This is a genomic window from Candidatus Magnetaquicoccus inordinatus (assembly GCF_004217665.1).
In the GTDB taxonomy this organism is placed as follows: domain Bacteria; phylum Pseudomonadota; class Magnetococcia; order Magnetococcales; family Magnetaquicoccaceae; genus Magnetaquicoccus; species Magnetaquicoccus inordinatus.
The window spans coordinates 1-14,820 of sequence record NZ_RXIU01000075.1 but is presented as its reverse complement, the minus strand read 5'-3'; the positions used below and the strand labels follow the sequence as shown (position 1 = coordinate 14,820).

General features: G+C 55.6%; 12 protein-coding genes. 5 read left to right on the top strand and 7 right to left on the bottom strand.

The window, feature by feature from the left end:
• Positions 1–1,227: AmpG family muropeptide MFS transporter (locus EJP87_RS07415; RefSeq protein ID WP_130471225.1), on the top strand; the 1,227-nt coding region annotated here is incomplete at its 5' end.
• A gap of 115 nt (positions 1,228–1,342) precedes the next feature.
• Positions 1,343–1,861 (top strand): HPP family protein, encoded by a 519-nt coding sequence (locus EJP87_RS07410; protein WP_420886849.1) that lies wholly within the window; start codon positions 1,343–1,345, stop codon positions 1,859–1,861.
• Positions 1,862–1,888: 27 nt separating this feature from the next.
• Here EJP87_RS07410 and EJP87_RS07405 read toward each other — a convergent pair whose 3' ends face one another.
• The 5 genes from EJP87_RS07405 to EJP87_RS07385 all read right to left on the bottom strand — a co-directional run bounded on the left by EJP87_RS07405 (position 1,889) and on the right by EJP87_RS07385 (position 7,914).
• Positions 1,889–3,001: a CmpA/NrtA family ABC transporter substrate-binding protein gene (locus tag EJP87_RS07405; protein WP_130471224.1), complete on the bottom strand. Its 1,113-nt coding sequence runs from the start codon at positions 2,999–3,001 to the stop codon at positions 1,889–1,891.
• 12 nt (positions 3,002–3,013) lie between these two features.
• Positions 3,014–3,643 (bottom strand): ANTAR domain-containing response regulator, encoded by a 630-nt coding sequence (locus EJP87_RS07400; RefSeq protein ID WP_130471223.1) that lies wholly within the window; start codon positions 3,641–3,643, stop codon positions 3,014–3,016.
• Complete coding sequence (locus EJP87_RS07395) at positions 3,612–5,297, bottom strand: ABC transporter ATP-binding protein (RefSeq protein WP_130471222.1); 1,686 nt, start codon at positions 5,295–5,297, stop codon at positions 3,612–3,614. The genes EJP87_RS07400 and EJP87_RS07395 overlap by 32 nt, the downstream gene beginning before the upstream one ends.
• Before the next feature lie 66 nt (positions 5,298–5,363).
• On the bottom strand, positions 5,364–6,365 hold the full coding sequence (locus EJP87_RS07390) for an ABC transporter permease (protein WP_130471228.1): 1,002 nt from the start codon (positions 6,363–6,365) through the stop codon (positions 5,364–5,366).
• Positions 6,366–6,489: 124 nt separating this feature from the next.
• Positions 6,490–7,914 (bottom strand): CmpA/NrtA family ABC transporter substrate-binding protein, encoded by a 1,425-nt coding sequence (locus EJP87_RS07385; protein ID WP_193771219.1) that lies wholly within the window; start codon positions 7,912–7,914, stop codon positions 6,490–6,492.
• 529 nt (positions 7,915–8,443) lie between these two features.
• On the opposite strand from EJP87_RS07385, the gene nirB reads away from it, so the two are divergent.
• From nirB to EJP87_RS07370, 3 genes are read left to right on the top strand one after another with little or no spacing between them, the layout of a single operon-like run.
• On the top strand, positions 8,444–10,915 hold the full coding sequence (gene nirB, locus EJP87_RS07380) for a nitrite reductase large subunit NirB (protein ID WP_130471221.1): 2,472 nt from the start codon (positions 8,444–8,446) through the stop codon (positions 10,913–10,915).
• Positions 10,912–11,238, top strand: a complete 327-nt coding sequence (gene nirD / locus EJP87_RS07375; RefSeq protein ID WP_130471220.1) for a nitrite reductase small subunit NirD — start codon at positions 10,912–10,914, stop codon at positions 11,236–11,238. The genes nirB and nirD overlap by 4 nt, the downstream gene beginning before the upstream one ends.
• On the top strand, positions 11,231–13,903 hold the full coding sequence (locus EJP87_RS07370) for a nitrate reductase (RefSeq protein ID WP_130471219.1): 2,673 nt from the start codon (positions 11,231–11,233) through the stop codon (positions 13,901–13,903). The genes nirD and EJP87_RS07370 overlap by 8 nt, the downstream gene beginning before the upstream one ends.
• Before the next feature lie 242 nt (positions 13,904–14,145).
• Here EJP87_RS07370 and EJP87_RS07365 read toward each other — a convergent pair whose 3' ends face one another.
• On the bottom strand, positions 14,146–14,430 hold the full coding sequence (locus EJP87_RS07365; protein ID WP_130471218.1) for a type II toxin-antitoxin system RelE/ParE family toxin: 285 nt from the start codon (positions 14,428–14,430) through the stop codon (positions 14,146–14,148).
• The gene (locus EJP87_RS07360; protein WP_227657512.1) at positions 14,430–14,666 is read right to left on the bottom strand and encodes a ParD-like family protein; all 237 of its coding nucleotides are present in this window, start codon (positions 14,664–14,666) and stop codon (positions 14,430–14,432) included. The genes EJP87_RS07365 and EJP87_RS07360 overlap by 1 nt, the downstream gene beginning before the upstream one ends.
• Between the last annotated feature and the right edge of the window lie 154 nt (positions 14,667–14,820).

Here is a 14,820-nt window from a genome sequence, read left to right as displayed (position 1 = left end):
GGTATCAGCAAAACCTCCATCGGCCTCTTCGCCCTCACCGGAATCCCCTATACCTTCAAGTTTCTCTGGTCACCTCTCATCGATCAACTCTCCCTCCCCTGGCTGAGCAGGCAATTAGGTCGCCGCCGCAGTTGGGCGCTGCTGACCCAAATCGCTCTCCTGGTCTCCATCCTCCTCCTTGGCCTCAGCAACCCAGGCGAAGCCCCCTTTACCACCGCCATGCTCGCCTTGAGCGCCGCCTTCTGGTCGGCTAGCCAGGATATTGTCATCGATGCCTATCGCGTGGAAATTCTCGAAGAGCGCCAATATGGCGCCGGGGCCGCCATCTATGTCCTCGGCTATCGCTTCGGGATGCTCGCTTCCGGCGCCGGGGCCCTCTTCCTCGCCACCTATTATGGCTGGATGGTGACCTATTGCTTGATGGCTCTGCTGCTGGTGGTCGGTATGGTTGCCATCCTCCTCAACCCGGAACCGCAACTGCAACACCATCCCGGCGCCAGCGACCATAATCCCCCGCCCATCCCGCAATGGTTTCTCCCCTGCTGCCACTTTCCAGGTCGTATGGGTTTGACTATGCAATGGATCGCCAAGGCGGTCATCGCTCCCTTCAGCGATTTTACCCGCCGGGAGGGATGGGTTATTGTCCTGTTATTTATCCTCTTCTATAAATTGGGCGACTCCCTGGCCGGAATCATGAGCAACCCTTTCTATCTGGAGCTGGAGTTCAGCAAAATTGAAATCGCTACCATCAGCAAGCTTTTTGGGCTGGTCGCCACCTTGCTCGGTAGTGTGGTCGGCGGGGTCATGGTCAGCCGCCTCGGCATTATGCAATCCCTGCTCTATTGCGGCATCCTGCAAATGCTCTCCAACCTGATGTTTGTCCTTCTGGCAGAAAGCGGACACAGCCTGCCCATGCTCACTGCTACCATCGCTATCGAAAATTTAAGCGGTGGCATGGGAACTTCTGCTTTTGTGGCCTATCTCTCCTCTTTGTGCAATATCGCCTATACCGCTACCCAATATGCCCTGCTCAGCTCTTTTATGGCCTTTGGTCGTACTCTGCTCGCCTCCATGGGCGGCACTCTGGCCGATCATATGAGCTGGACTCTCTTTTTCCTGCTGACCACAGTGGCCGCCCTGCCCGGTCTGGCTCTGCTGTGGTTTATGACCAGGCGCTTTTCGGCCACTAATCACCCGGAACAGGAGCAACTTGATGAACCTCTCTGACAGCCAAACCATTACCTCTTCGCTCGCAATGCCGCTGCAACGAGGCATTGAGGAGGCGCCTGCTCCCCGCAAATGGTGGCGTTTATTGCTGCGCCTGCGCCTGCTGCTGCATAAAATGCGTGGTGGCGGCACCGCTCCCCCACGCGCCAATCTGCACGAGATGCTCTGGTCCTGGGTGGGCGCCTTTGCCGGAATCGCCCTGGTTGGCTATCTCGACTCCCATTTTTTTGCTCCCATTGATCAGGCTCTGTTGATTGGCTCCTTCGGCGCTTCGGCAGTTCTTCTCTATGGCGCACCCAGCACCCCCTTTGCCCAACCACGCAACCTGATTGGTGGCCATCTGCTCTCCGCCTTGATCGGGGTGATCATGTTTCAATGGCTTGGTACGGTTCCCTGGCTGGCTGCCGCCTATGCTGTCTCCTTGGCTATCGTGGCCATGCACGTCACCCGCACCCTGCACCCCCCAGGTGGGGCCACTGCGCTGATTGCCGTCATTGGCTCCGATGCCCTGCATCAGTTGGGTTTTCTCTATGTCCTTGCTCCGGTGGGTGTGGGGGCTTTCTGCCTGCTGCTGATTGCCTTGCTGGTCAATAATCTGGCACCAGGCAGACGCTATCCGGTTTGGTGGTGGTGAGTGGGAAGAGTGCGCCTCAGTTGGCTTTCACACCAGCCACAGTTGCGGCAAATAGTCGGTTAGATAGATGGCTTGCAACAGTTCGTGGTCATTCTTGCTGTATTTTTCCTCGCCCTGCACAAGCGCTTCGCTGGGGGCAGCGTTGAGCTGCCCCCAGCGGCGCATCTGCTGCAAGAGCCATTGTCCTTGCTTGAGGGTAGGCAATAGCGCCTGCTGGCGATAAAAGATCTGATAATCGGCAATATGCGCCGTGACGTTTCCCTGTAAAAACGGCTCTCCCTGCAATACCGGGGCGATTATCTCTGCATCGGTATCCAGATAGCTCTCCTGACTGAGCAACTGCAACAGTTGCTGTCGATTGGCCTCCTGATCGGCCCACTGCGCCGCTTCGACCAAGGCTGCAGCCAACTGTTGCACCAGCTCTCCCGCTTGGGCGAACCAATCGGCACGCATCCCCAAAACCTTTTCCGGACCACAGGGACAGATCTCTTGGCGGGTGACGACCAACTCCCCTACACCACACCGTACCGCCCATTGATTCCAGGGTTCGCCCACACAACAGCCAGCAATCTCGGCACGTGCCAAACTTTCCACCATGCGCGGCGGTGGCACCACCAGCAGATCGACATCCCGATCGGGATCCACTCCTGCTTCGGCCAGCCAGTGGCGCAAGGCATAATGATGGGTAGAAAAGGGGTGCACCGAGGCCAGGCGCAACTGTGGCTCTCCTTGTTGACGACGGGCAGCAATCACCTGCGCCAGAGCACGATTGCGCCCTGCACGCGGACCCTGCATGGCCTCGGCATCCAACCGTTCCATTTCAGCCACCAGCCAGGGGGCCAAGGTGATGGCGCTTCCCCCTTGTCCCAAGGCCATCGGTGCCACCATGGTCATACTGCTGCCCTGCACACCCAACTGCATGGCCAAGGGCATTCCCGCCAACATGTGCGCACAATCCAGCACGCCATGGGCCACCTTGTCGCGAATGGCCGCCCAGGCTCCTTCGCGTGAGAGTTGTAAATCGATGCCTTGTTGGGCGGCAAAGCCCAGCTCTTTGGCCACCACCAGAATGGCACAATCCACCAGAGGGATGAATCCGGCTCGCACTACCGGCAACTGTCCTGCTCTTCTCCGTTTCATGGCTCTGCTCCGCTAACTATCCAGTTGCAAGGCGGTCAACAAGATGCGGGCTATCTCCGCCAACTTGCGATTTTCGCGCATCGCTGCTTTGCGCATGGCATGATAGGCTTGCTCCTCGGTGAGGTTGCGCTGTTTCATCAACAAACCTTTGGCCCGTTCAATCAGTTTGCGATCTTCCAGAGCCAGTATGGCTTCATCCCGTTGTCGGCGCAGTTTTTCAAAGCTGTTAAAGCGGGCGATGGCCATTTCGACGATGGGGCGCACCCGCTCTTTGCGCAAGCCATCGACAACATAGGAAGAGACACCTGCCTCGATGGCTCGTTCGATCATGTTTCGATCCGATTGATCGACAAAAACCACGATGGGGCGTTGCAGGCTTTGCGTGACTTGATACAACCCCTCCAAGGTATCACGATCGGGATTGCCAAGGTCGATCAAGATCAGATCCGGTTGCAACAAGGCGATACGACTGGCCAGGCGGCTGAACGAACGAATGGTCATCACTCGTGGATAGCCCGCCTCCACCAGACCCTGTTCCAGAATGGCGGCCCGTTCCGCATCGGTATCGATTACCAAAATGGTCAGATCCTGGGCCGCTTCGTTTTGCTCTTCAGGCGGCTTCCTGTTTGCCTTTGTGGCCATGTTCATACTCATCCAGAAACGATAGCAGCTTCTCGCGATAGTGATAATAGTCTGGATGGGTGAGCAACTGAGCGCGGCTGCGTGGCCGGGGCAGATCCACTTCGAGGATGCGGCCAATCCGGGCATGCGGACCGTTGCTCATCATTACCACCCGGTCGGCCAACAGAATGGCCTCATCCACATCATGGGTGACGCACAAGGTGGTCACCTGTGAACGACTCCACACCTCCATCAACACCTCTTGCAGACTCCAGCGGGTCAGACTGTCGAGCATACCAAAAGGTTCATCCAATAACAGCAATTTTGGTGACAAGGCAAAGGCTCGGGCAATACCCACCCGTTGTTTCATGCCATTGGAGAGTTCGGCAGCCGATTTATCCATGGCATCGCCCAGGCCAACCCGCGACAGATAATATTCCACCACATCGCGCCGTTCGGCACGAGTGGCATGGGGATAGACCCTTTCCACGCCCAGAAGAACATTTTGCCGAGCGGTCAGCCAGGGAAAAAGGCTGGGCGATTGAAAGACCACCGCCCGATCGGGACCGGCGCTGTACACCTCGCGCCCATCCAGGACGATACCTCCCAGGGTGACATCCTGCAACCCTGCTGCCATGGCCAACACGGTTGATTTGCCACAACCGGAGTGGCCAATCAGGCTGATAAACTCCCCTTTGCGCACTATCATATCAAAACCATCAACCACGGTCAGCTCTCCTTTCGGGGTGGGAAAGCTTTTTACCACCTGGGAAAACTCCAGATAGCGTGTTTCATTGCTGCTGACGGCGGCCTGGCGATAGGCTTTGGGGGGGCGATCTGCGCCGGGCATGCGTGGTTGCAAGGCGGGCAGTTGCAGAGCGTGGTTGCGCTCTTTTTCCAGGGCACGCCCGGCTTCAAGCATCCAGTTCGTAATGTCGCGACGCAGGGTTTTGAACTGCTCTTCATGGTGGATGGTGTGACGGTCGCGTGGTCGGGAGAGTGTGACCACAAATTCCGGGCCCAGGGTTGCGCCTGGTCCAGGGGTCAGTGGAATGATGCGATCGGCCAGCAGCAGCGCCTCATCGACATCATTGGTAATCAACAGCACGGTTTTGCCCTCCTGGGCATGGATGGCGGCAATTTCATCCTGCAGACGGGCTCTGGTCAGGGCATCAAGTGCTGATAAAGGTTCATCGAGCAGAAGGATTTCGGGCTGCATTGCCAGAGCTCGCGCCACAGCCACCCGTTGGCGCATGCCACCAGAGAGTTCGGCGGGACGGCGTTCTGCCGCATGGGCCAAAGAGACCATGCTCATATAGTGTTGCACAATTGCAGCCTGTTCGCTGCGTGATTTTTGCCGATGCACTGCCTCCACTGCCAGAGCGATATTTTCGCGCACGCTCATCCATGGCAGCAGTGAATAGCTTTGAAAGACTACGCCACGATCTGGCCCTGGACCTTGCAGTGGTTGGCCACGCAGACGAATGGTGCCTTGGTCTGGTAGAATCAGGCCGGCCATCAGGGAGACCAATGTGGTTTTCCCGGCTCCTGAAAAGCCGACAATTGCCACCAGTTCTCCTTCTGCGATGGTCAGATTGATATTGTTGAGCACCTGGGTACGGGCAGCTCCTTCGCCATAGGATTTGCTGACCTGTTGCAACTGTAAAAGGGCCATTGTTTGCTCCTTAGTCCATCAGAATGTCTTGTCTCGCGCATCTGCCATAGTGTGGTCATGTTTTGTCTACAAACTGCGTCCACGGGTAAACAAACTCTGCAAAGTCTGCATGATCCGATCCAGCAAAAAACCAATCAAGCCAATGGTCAAAACCGCCGCCATGATTTTGGCCAAAGATTGCGAAGAGCCGTTCTGAAACTCATCCCAAACAAATTTACCGAGACCAGGATTTTGCGCCAACATCTCTGCAGCAATCAACACCATCCAGCCCACGCCCAAAGTCAAACGCAGTCCGGTAAAAATGTAGGGCAGAGCAGAAGGCAACACCAAACGACGCACCCGCACCGACCAGGAAAGACGCAATACCCGACTGACATTGGTTAAATCTCGGTCGATGGAGGAGACGCCAACCGCAGTATTAATCAAGGTGGGCCACAGCGAACAGAGAGTGACCGTTATTGCCGAATTGAGAAAAGCCTTCTCAAACATTGGATTATCACTCACATAAACAGCACTGACCACCATGGTCACCAACGGCAACCATGCCAATGGTGAAACCGGCTTGAAGATCTGGATCAAAGGGTTGAGAGCTGCCTGAACAGTGCGCGACAGACCACAGAGAACCCCTAAAGGAATTGCAATCAACGAACCAAGCAGAAAACCAGTAAAGACCGTCTTCAAACTGGTCACTATCTGGTCCAAATAGGTGGGTTTGCCCGCATAGGCACGGCGCTCAAAACGGGCGGTACTCCCTTTGGCGACCTGCCGCTGATGCTGCTCCCACTGCCGATCATAGTAGGCTTGCTCCTTGCGCCGCTCCGTGCGATGCTCTTCCAAAAGCAGTTGAAACTGCTCGGCGACCATCAACGGTCCAGGGATCTCCCCCAAAGAGGTTTTGACTTTGCTGGCCATGCCCGCCCACATCCCCAAAAAAAGCAGAATGGCCAACAACGGCACCAACAACAACCGCCAGAGCTCCAACCATTGACTGCGACTGCCCGCACCGGTGCAGATGTGTAACAATGGAATCAACCAACCGATTCCCAAGAGGTTGCAGGTTGGGGCCATGCGTTCGATAGGGCGACTCCACTGCAAGGGTGGTTTGGCAGTGGGCTGTTTGCGGCCCTCCGCCTCTGTTGCGGCTGGGAGCGCTGCACTGATCACCTTGTCCATCTCTCTTTTCCTTTCCAGGTTAGCCTTCCACTTTTCCGGAAACCACTTTTTGTTTGCCCTTCAGACCGATGGCAAACTGCTCCAGATAACCGTTGGGACTACGGGCATCAAAGGGCATACCGTCGATAAAATCGCTTTGCACAGCCCGAAAACCATTGCTCTCCCAGAGAAACTCCTCTTTTTTGGCCTTGCCCTCATCCACCAGCATCTTTGCCGCTTGCAGATAGAGATCGGGACGATAGACCTTGCGCGCAGTGTCGATATACCAGGAATCGGGTTTATGTTCGGTGATCTGTCCCCAACGGCGCATCTGCGTTAAATACCAAATGGCATCCGAATAGAAAGGATAGGTGGCATGGTGGCGAAAAAAGACATTAAAATCTTCGGCACTGCGCTTATCCCCCTTTTCATACTCAAAGGTGCCAGTCATCGAGTTGGCAATCACCTTGGCATCGGCACCCACAAACTCTGCCTTGGAGAGCATTTTTACCGCCTCCAGGCGATTGGCATTGTTGTTTTCATCCAACCAACGGGCGGCACGAATCAACCCTTTGAGCAGAGCCAAATGGGTGCGCGGATGCTTTTCTGCCCAGGCTTTGGTTACCCCAAACACCTTTTCTGGATTATTTTTCCATATCTCATAATCGGTGATCACCGGCACCCCTACCCCTTTGAAAACCGCCTGCTGGTTCCAGGGTTCACCCACGCAATAGCCCTGAATGGTCCCCGACTCCAAAGTGGCCGGCATCTGTGGCGGTGGGGTCACCGACAAGAGCACATCCGCCATGATTTGCCCGGTGATGTCAGAAGCAGAATAAAATCCAGGATGGATCCCACCAGCAGCCAGCCAATAGCGCAGCTCATAGTTGTGGGTGGAGACCGGGAAAACCATGCCAAAGTTAAAATTTTTCCCTGCCTCCCGCAGCTTTTCCACCACCGGTTTCAAAGCTTCGGCCTTGATCGGATGTTGTGGTTTGCCATCGGCCTGTTTGCCAATATGGGCTTTCATCTGCTGCCAGACCTCGTTGCTGACGGTGATGGCGTTGCCGTTAAGATCCATGGAAAAGGCAGTGATAATCTCCGACTGGGTACCAAAACCAATGGTTGCACCCAATGGCTGCCCTGCCAACATATGGGCTCCATCCAACTCACCGGCTATCACCCGATCCAAAAGCACCTTCCAGTTGGCTTGCGGCTCCAGGGTCACCATCAACCCCTCCTCTTCAAAAAAGCCCTTCTCCACAGCCACAGCCAGCGGCACCATGTCGGTCAACTTGATAAAACCCAGCTTTAATTGATCTTTTTCCAAAGGCTGTTCGGCGGCTTGCACCAGTGGTAACTCCAGTATGCCGCTGGCCCACAAAGCGGTTGCCCCCATCAGAGACAACATTTTCCGCCTGCTGCAAGAGAGAGTTTTGTGGGAAGAAGCGCCGCCGTTGTTCATCTGTGACTCCTTGAGTGAACGAAAAACCGTTATGCAAAAAAAAACGTCGCTTCGCTATACCGCATCGGGATCCGATGCCGGAAAGAGAAGGCGACGTTGCCTGGAAGGCTCTTCCTCTGCTCTACTGAGGAGAAGCCTGGTAACGGAGGCCGACGTTGGCACCGTTACTTTGCACTGCATCAAAATCCGTGCCAGCCTGTTTTTGCCCTTTTCACCCCTTTATTCGCAGCAAATCACCTCTGCATGCCTTATTTTTGTGCAGTTGGCGACGACTTTTGCGCAGAGGTTTTGTGCAAAGCGCCTGTGTTTGCCTAAATATTAATCAGCAATCTTCCCAAAAAGAGCCCAAAAGGGCTGTTTATGGTTGGTCCGCAAATTGCTGAATCCTTCCACAAGCACATCGCTGTAGCAGTGGTGTGTGCGGTCCACAGCAGGACCATGGGTAACGCAGCCCGAACAGCTCCTCGGTTGATCAAACAACCAGGGATGCCGGTTCGGGTTTTTTTTTGCTCTAACGATAGGGAGATCAATGATGACCACCTCGCCACCCAAACATTTGTTGGTCGTTGGCAACGGCATGGCGGGTATACGCACCGTAGAAGAGCTGTTGGCCTTGGCACCCAACAGCTTCCACATCACCATCTTTGGGGCCGAACCCTACGGCAGCTATAATCGGATTCTGCTCTCCCCGCTTTTGGCCGGAGAAAAAAATAAAGCCGATATTATTACCCATCCTTTGGAGTGGTATGCGACACAAGGCATCACTCTGCATGTGGATAATCCGATCCTCTCCATAGATCGAGAAAACAAATCAGTCACCGACAGCCGAGGACAAAGCCACACCTATGATACCCTGCTGCTGGCCACCGGCTCTCACCCCATCATCATTCCGCTGCCTGGCCAGCAACTGCCCGGCGTGGTCACCTTTCGTGATATGAAAGATGTGGATACGATGTTGGAGCTTGCCAAAGAGGGCAAACGGGCTGTGGTGATCGGTGGGGGATTGCTGGGTCTGGAGGCCGCCATGGGTCTGCTCAAACAGGGCATGCAGGTGACCGTGGTGCATCTGTTGGATATTTTGATGGAGCGGCAGCTTGATGCGGCGGCGGCGGCTCTTTTGAAAAGCGCTCTGGAAGAGCGGGGGATGCAGTTTTATATGCCTGCACAAACGGCAGCCATTCTCGGCGAAAGCCAGGTCAGCGGCGTTCGTTTTCAGGATGGCAGCGAGTTGCCTGCCGATCTGGTGGTGATGGCGGTGGGTGTGCGCGCCAATATCGATCTGGGCAAAGCGGCTGGATTGCATTGCGAACGGGGTATTGTGGTCGATGATCAGATGCAGACCTCCGATCCCCATATCCTGGCGGTGGGCGAATGTGCGCAACATCGCGGCATGGTCTATGGTCTGGTGGCGCCACTCTTCGAGCAGGGTAAAACCATTGCCCGTCGTTTGGCCGGTGCAACCGACCATTCGGGATATACAGGCTCCACCCTCTCTACCCGACTGAAGGTGACCGGGATTGATCTTTTTTCTGCGGGCGATTTTTTGGGTGATGCCGCCTGTGACACCATCCTCTATCAGGATCCCAGCCGACGCATCTATAAAAAATTGGTGATCAAAAACAATATCGTGCAGGGAGTGGTGCTTTTGGGCGATACCGTGGATGGCTCCTGGTATATGGAGCTGTTGCGTGAACAAAAGGAGATCACCCCCTTTCGCCAGCAAATTTTATTTGGACGCCATCATCTGGGCGATGCCGGCCATGGCGCGACCAAGGTAGCCGATCTGCCTGCCACGCATCAGGTATGCGGCTGCAACGGCGTCTGCAAAGGCACCATCGAAGAGGCCATCATCAAAAAGGAGTTGACTACCCTGGAAGAGGTGCGGGCCCATACCAAAGCCTCGGCCTCCTGTGGCTCCTGCACCGGTCTGGTGGAAGAGATTCTGGCTCACACCTTGGGCGGTGACTATATCCCGGCACAAAGCAAGTCGTTATGCCGCTGTACCCCGTTGACCAGCGACCAGGTACGGCTGGCGGTCCGTGATCAGCAGCTCACCTCGGTGGTCCAGGCCATGCAGCAGTTGGCTTGGAGCAGCCCCGATGGTTGTCCCAGTTGTCGCCAGGCATTGAACTATTATATCACTGTCTTCTATCCGGCGACCATCCAGGAAAATCCCGCCGATCGTTTTGTCAACGAACGTCTGCATGCCAACATTCAGCGCGATGGCAGCTATTCGGTGGTGCCACGACTCTGGGGAGGCACCACCACCCCTGCCCAACTGCGTGCCATTGCCGAGATTGCCGAACGCTTTTCGGTACCTGAAATCAAGCTCACCGGTGGCCAGCGCATCACTCTGCTGGGGGTAAAAAAAGAGCAACTGCCTGCCATTTGGGCCGCCTTGGGCGAACAGGAGCTGGTCTCCGGCCATGCCTATGGCAAGGCGGTGCGCACGGTCAAAACCTGTGTGGGCAGTCGTTGGTGTCGCTTTGGGGTCCAGGATTCGGAACAGATGGGAGTGTTGTTGGAAAAGCAGCTCTGGAACAGTTGGACTGCCCACAAATATAAATTGGCAGTCTCTGGCTGTCCGCGCAACTGTGCTGAAGCCACCATCAAGGATTTTGGAGTTGTGGCGGTGGAAGCGGGTTGGGAGCTGCATGTCGGGGGCAATGGTGGCATCAAGGTGCGGGTGACCGATCTGTTGTGCCGGGTGGAGAGCATGGAAGAGGTGTTGCAATATTCTGCGGCCTTTTTGCAGCTCTACCGCCGGGAGGCGCTCTATCTGGAACGGACAGCACCCTGGGTGGAACGGGTCGGCATTCGCTGGTTGCAGCAGCAACTGGTCGAGCAACCCGACTATCGGCAGCAATTGTGTGCCGAGTTTATCCAGGCACACCAGTGCCTCGACGATCCCTGGAGCACACGGGCACAAGGCAAGCTCGGAACCCAGGATTTTCTCCCCTTGACCTCAATTCCTTTTCGCAGCTTGGAGAATGTGGCATGAACGGATGGCACTATATTGGCAAAGTGGAGGATATTCCCCTGCAGGGCGCACGGATTGTCGCGGTGGGAGAGTTGGGCAATATTGCGGTTTTTCGCAGCCACAGCGAGCAGATTTATGCTTTGGCCGATCGTTGCCCACACCGGCAAGGTCCGCTCTCCTCAGGGATTGTCCATGGCGACAAGGTGACCTGTCCCCTGCATGGCTGGACCATCGATCTGGCCAGCGGTGAAGCTTTGGGAGCAGATCATGGCTGCACCCGTCCCTTTGCCGTGCGCAGTGACGAAAATGGTCTCTATCTGCAGCTTTCCTCCAACGATGGTTAAGATCTCACCCGTGCGCACCACCTGCCCCTATTGTGGCACGGGCTGTGGTTTGCTGGTCACCCCGGATGGGCAGGGGGGAATTGCCTCTTTGCGTGGTGATCCTGATCATCCCGCCAACCATGGTTTGTTGTGTGGCAAAGGGATGGCCTTGGCCGAGACCCTGAGCATGGATGGACGGCTTAAACAGCCGTTGATCCATGGTCGGCAAAGCAGTTGGGAGGAGGCACTGCAGCAGGTAGCCGATGGCTTTCTGAGCACGGTGCAAAAATATGGCGCAGAGGCGGTCGCCTTTTATGTCTCCGGGCAGTTGTTGACCGAAGATTATTATCTGGCCAACAAACTGCTCAAAGGATTTTTAGGCTCGGCCAATATCGACAGCAACTCCCGGTTGTGTATGGCATCGGCGGTGGTGGGACATAAACGGGCCTTTGGTGCCGATTTTGTCCCCTGCTCCTATCGCGACCTGGAAGAGGCAGATTTAACGGTGATTGTCGGCAGCAATACCGCCTGGTGTCATCCGGTCTTGCTGCGTCGGATCCGCATGGCCCGGCAGAAGGGAGCGCATAAACGGCTGGTGGTGATCGATCCCCGACGCACCGCTACCGCAGAGGAGGCCGATCTGCATCTGCCGCTGCGGGCAGGCAGTGATCTCTCTCTCTGGCTGGGTCTGTTGCACGATCTGCAGCGTCATCAGGCACTCAATCAGGAGTATCTGCAACAGCATGTGGCGGTCGATCCAGAAGCCTTTGCTTTGGCTGCCGCCCATGCCGGAACTCTGGCACAAGTGGCAGAGCAGTGTGGTTTGTCCGAGGAGAGTATTGCCGCCTTTTATGCACTGTTTCGCGCCACCCCGCGCACGGTGACCCTGTTTTCGCAAGGGATCAATCAGTCGGAACAGGGCAGCGACCAGGTGTCAGCCATTATCAATGTGCATCTGGCCACGGGACGCTTGGGTCAACCCGGCATGGGCCCCTTTTCCTTGACAGGACAACCCAATGCCATGGGAGGACGAGAGGTGGGCGCCTTGGCAACCCATCTGACCGCCCATTTGGAGATCGAACGCAGCGAAGATCGCCGTCTGCTGGCCGAATATTGGCAGACCACACGGTTACCCAAAGCACCAGGACGCAAAGCGGTAGATCTGTTTCAGGATCTTGCCGATGGCGTGATCAAGGCCATTTGGATCATGGGCACCAACCCTTTGGTCAGTTTGCCCAACCCGGAGCTGGCGCAAAAGGGGTTGCAACGCTGTCCGCTGGTGGTGATCAGTGATCCGGTTGCCCATACCGACAGCAGCCGTTTTGCCCATATTCAACTGCCTGCCCAAACCTGGGGCGAAAAAGAGGGCACTGTCAGCAACTCGGAGCGCTGTATCTCCCGACAACGCGCCTTTCTACCGCCCTATGGAGATGCCAGAGCAGATTGGCAAATCATTCAAGAGGTGGCCCAGCGCATGGGCTTTGCCGACTCTTTTTGCTATACAGGACCGGCAGAGATCTTTCGCGAATATGCGCAATTGACCGCTTTGGAAAATCACGGGCAACGCCTGCTCGATCTTACGGCACTGGCCGATCTTGCCGAGGAGGAGTATGCCCAGATGAGCCCGTGCACGTGGCCTGCCAACGAGAGTCTGCATCCGCACCACTCTCTGCCGCGCTGGCCACTGCCCGAAGGTCGCGCCCGTCTGTGGGCGGTGGCACCGCGCCCCCGTTCACCGCAAGCCGATGGCAAATATCCCTTTCTGCTCAACACCGGTCGGGTGCGCGACCATTGGCACACTCTTACCCGTACCGGGGTATCGCCACGCCTGAGCAAACACAGTTCAGCACCCTTTGTCGAGATTCATCCACAAGATGCCAGCCAGTTGGCAATTCACTCCGGGCAGTTGCTGCGGGTTGCCAACCAACAGGGCAGCATGCTTGCCAAAGCCAGAATCAGCGAAGGGCAGCGCAGAGGCCATCTGTTTTTGCCCATGCACTGGTCCCACAGCTTTGCCAGTCAAGGAAAATGCAATCATTTGCTCTCCTCCTGGCATGATCCGGTTTCAGGTCAACCGGGTTTCAAATTTGCCTATGCCGAGGTGACACCGGTAACGGAGTATTGGCAGGGAATGTTGCTGACTCGGCAACCGTTGCAGTGGCACAATGGTCCATTTTACTGGTCACGACAGGCTCTGGAAGGCTCTCTATGGATGTATGGGTTGATTGGTCTTGAGCCGTTGGCGTCCTGGTCGGAGCAGAGTCGTCACTGGCTGCAACCGTTGTGCAAGGAGCAAGAGAGCTCCTGGATCGACTTTGTGGATAGTGGCCGCCAACATTATGGCTGTGCTCTCCTGCAGGAGGGGGCATTATTGGCCACTCTGCATATTGGCGAAACGCTGCCGGATCCGCAACGATGCAGTGCCTTGTTTGCCGAGCGTGAGCTTAGCGCGCAGCAGCGTTTGGCGCTTTTTTCCGGCGGATCTGCCGTTTTGGTAGCAGAGAGTCGCACCATCTGTGCCTGCAGCGGAGTGACAGAAGAGCAGATCCGCAAGGCAGTAGCCAGTGATCCCTCTTTGAGCGTCGCCCAGATTGGCGCCACCCTGAAGGCTGGCAGCTTTTGTGGCTCCTGTCAGGGAGAGATCAAACAGATTCTGGCGCAGAGTCAGGGCAGGCGCTGCGCCTAGCACCTTTTTGGTGCAATTCGTTTTCTAACAGATAAGATTTTACAGGTGCGACAAGCAGGTCATAGGCCCTATCCCGACTTGCTTTTTGTCGTACTGGGGTTTAATGCCAAAAGAAAGATCAGTTGCTGGCCGATGAGTAGAATTGCGCGGATCGTTTGGATTTGGCACTCGATTCGGATCCACGATAGTGCTCAACAAATGGGTTGGCTGTGGCAACAGCTCTGCTTGCGGAATCCAGCCAATTAGGAATGTCGCTGCCGTTTCAAATCCCGATAAAAATTTTCATGATGGCCCAGTGCCAATAAAATCAGTTGGTTTTCTGTTTCCATCCATTGATAGGCAAGCAGAACTTCCTGGTTGATCATTTTGAATTTGTGAACCCGCACACCAGCCAAATCACCAACCTTCCCTTCACCGATTTCAGGATTAAGAGCAATCAGCTTGACGGCCTCGTCAAGGAGACTCTTCTGGTTTGGATGCAGCCGCTTGGCGTCGGCCTTGAAAATACGAGTTTGCAGAATTGCCATCAGCCAAATGTATACTCTTCAAGATCGGTTTCTTCCTTGGCCAGAAGAATTTTCTGGATCATGGCATAGGTGAGGTCAGGATTTTCCTCAGCGGTTTTACCGATGCGCGACCAGTATTCGATCTGTTTAGGCAACGAGCGATGGTAGACCTGGCCATAGCGTTTTGCTTCAGCCACCAGTTCATCAGAAATTTTTACCTTGATCGGCATAGTCATCTGTCCTTTCATGGGAACCATTGTACCATCTTTTGGACCATTTTGGAACTTTATTACCCATTCATAGCAGGGCAAGCGCATTTGCCAATTTCTTCACTGTTGCCACAAGCGAAACTGTGCATGTCGGGCGTCCGCCCTCCCAAAGAGTGCCCCTGCGGGGCACAAATCTGTGCGG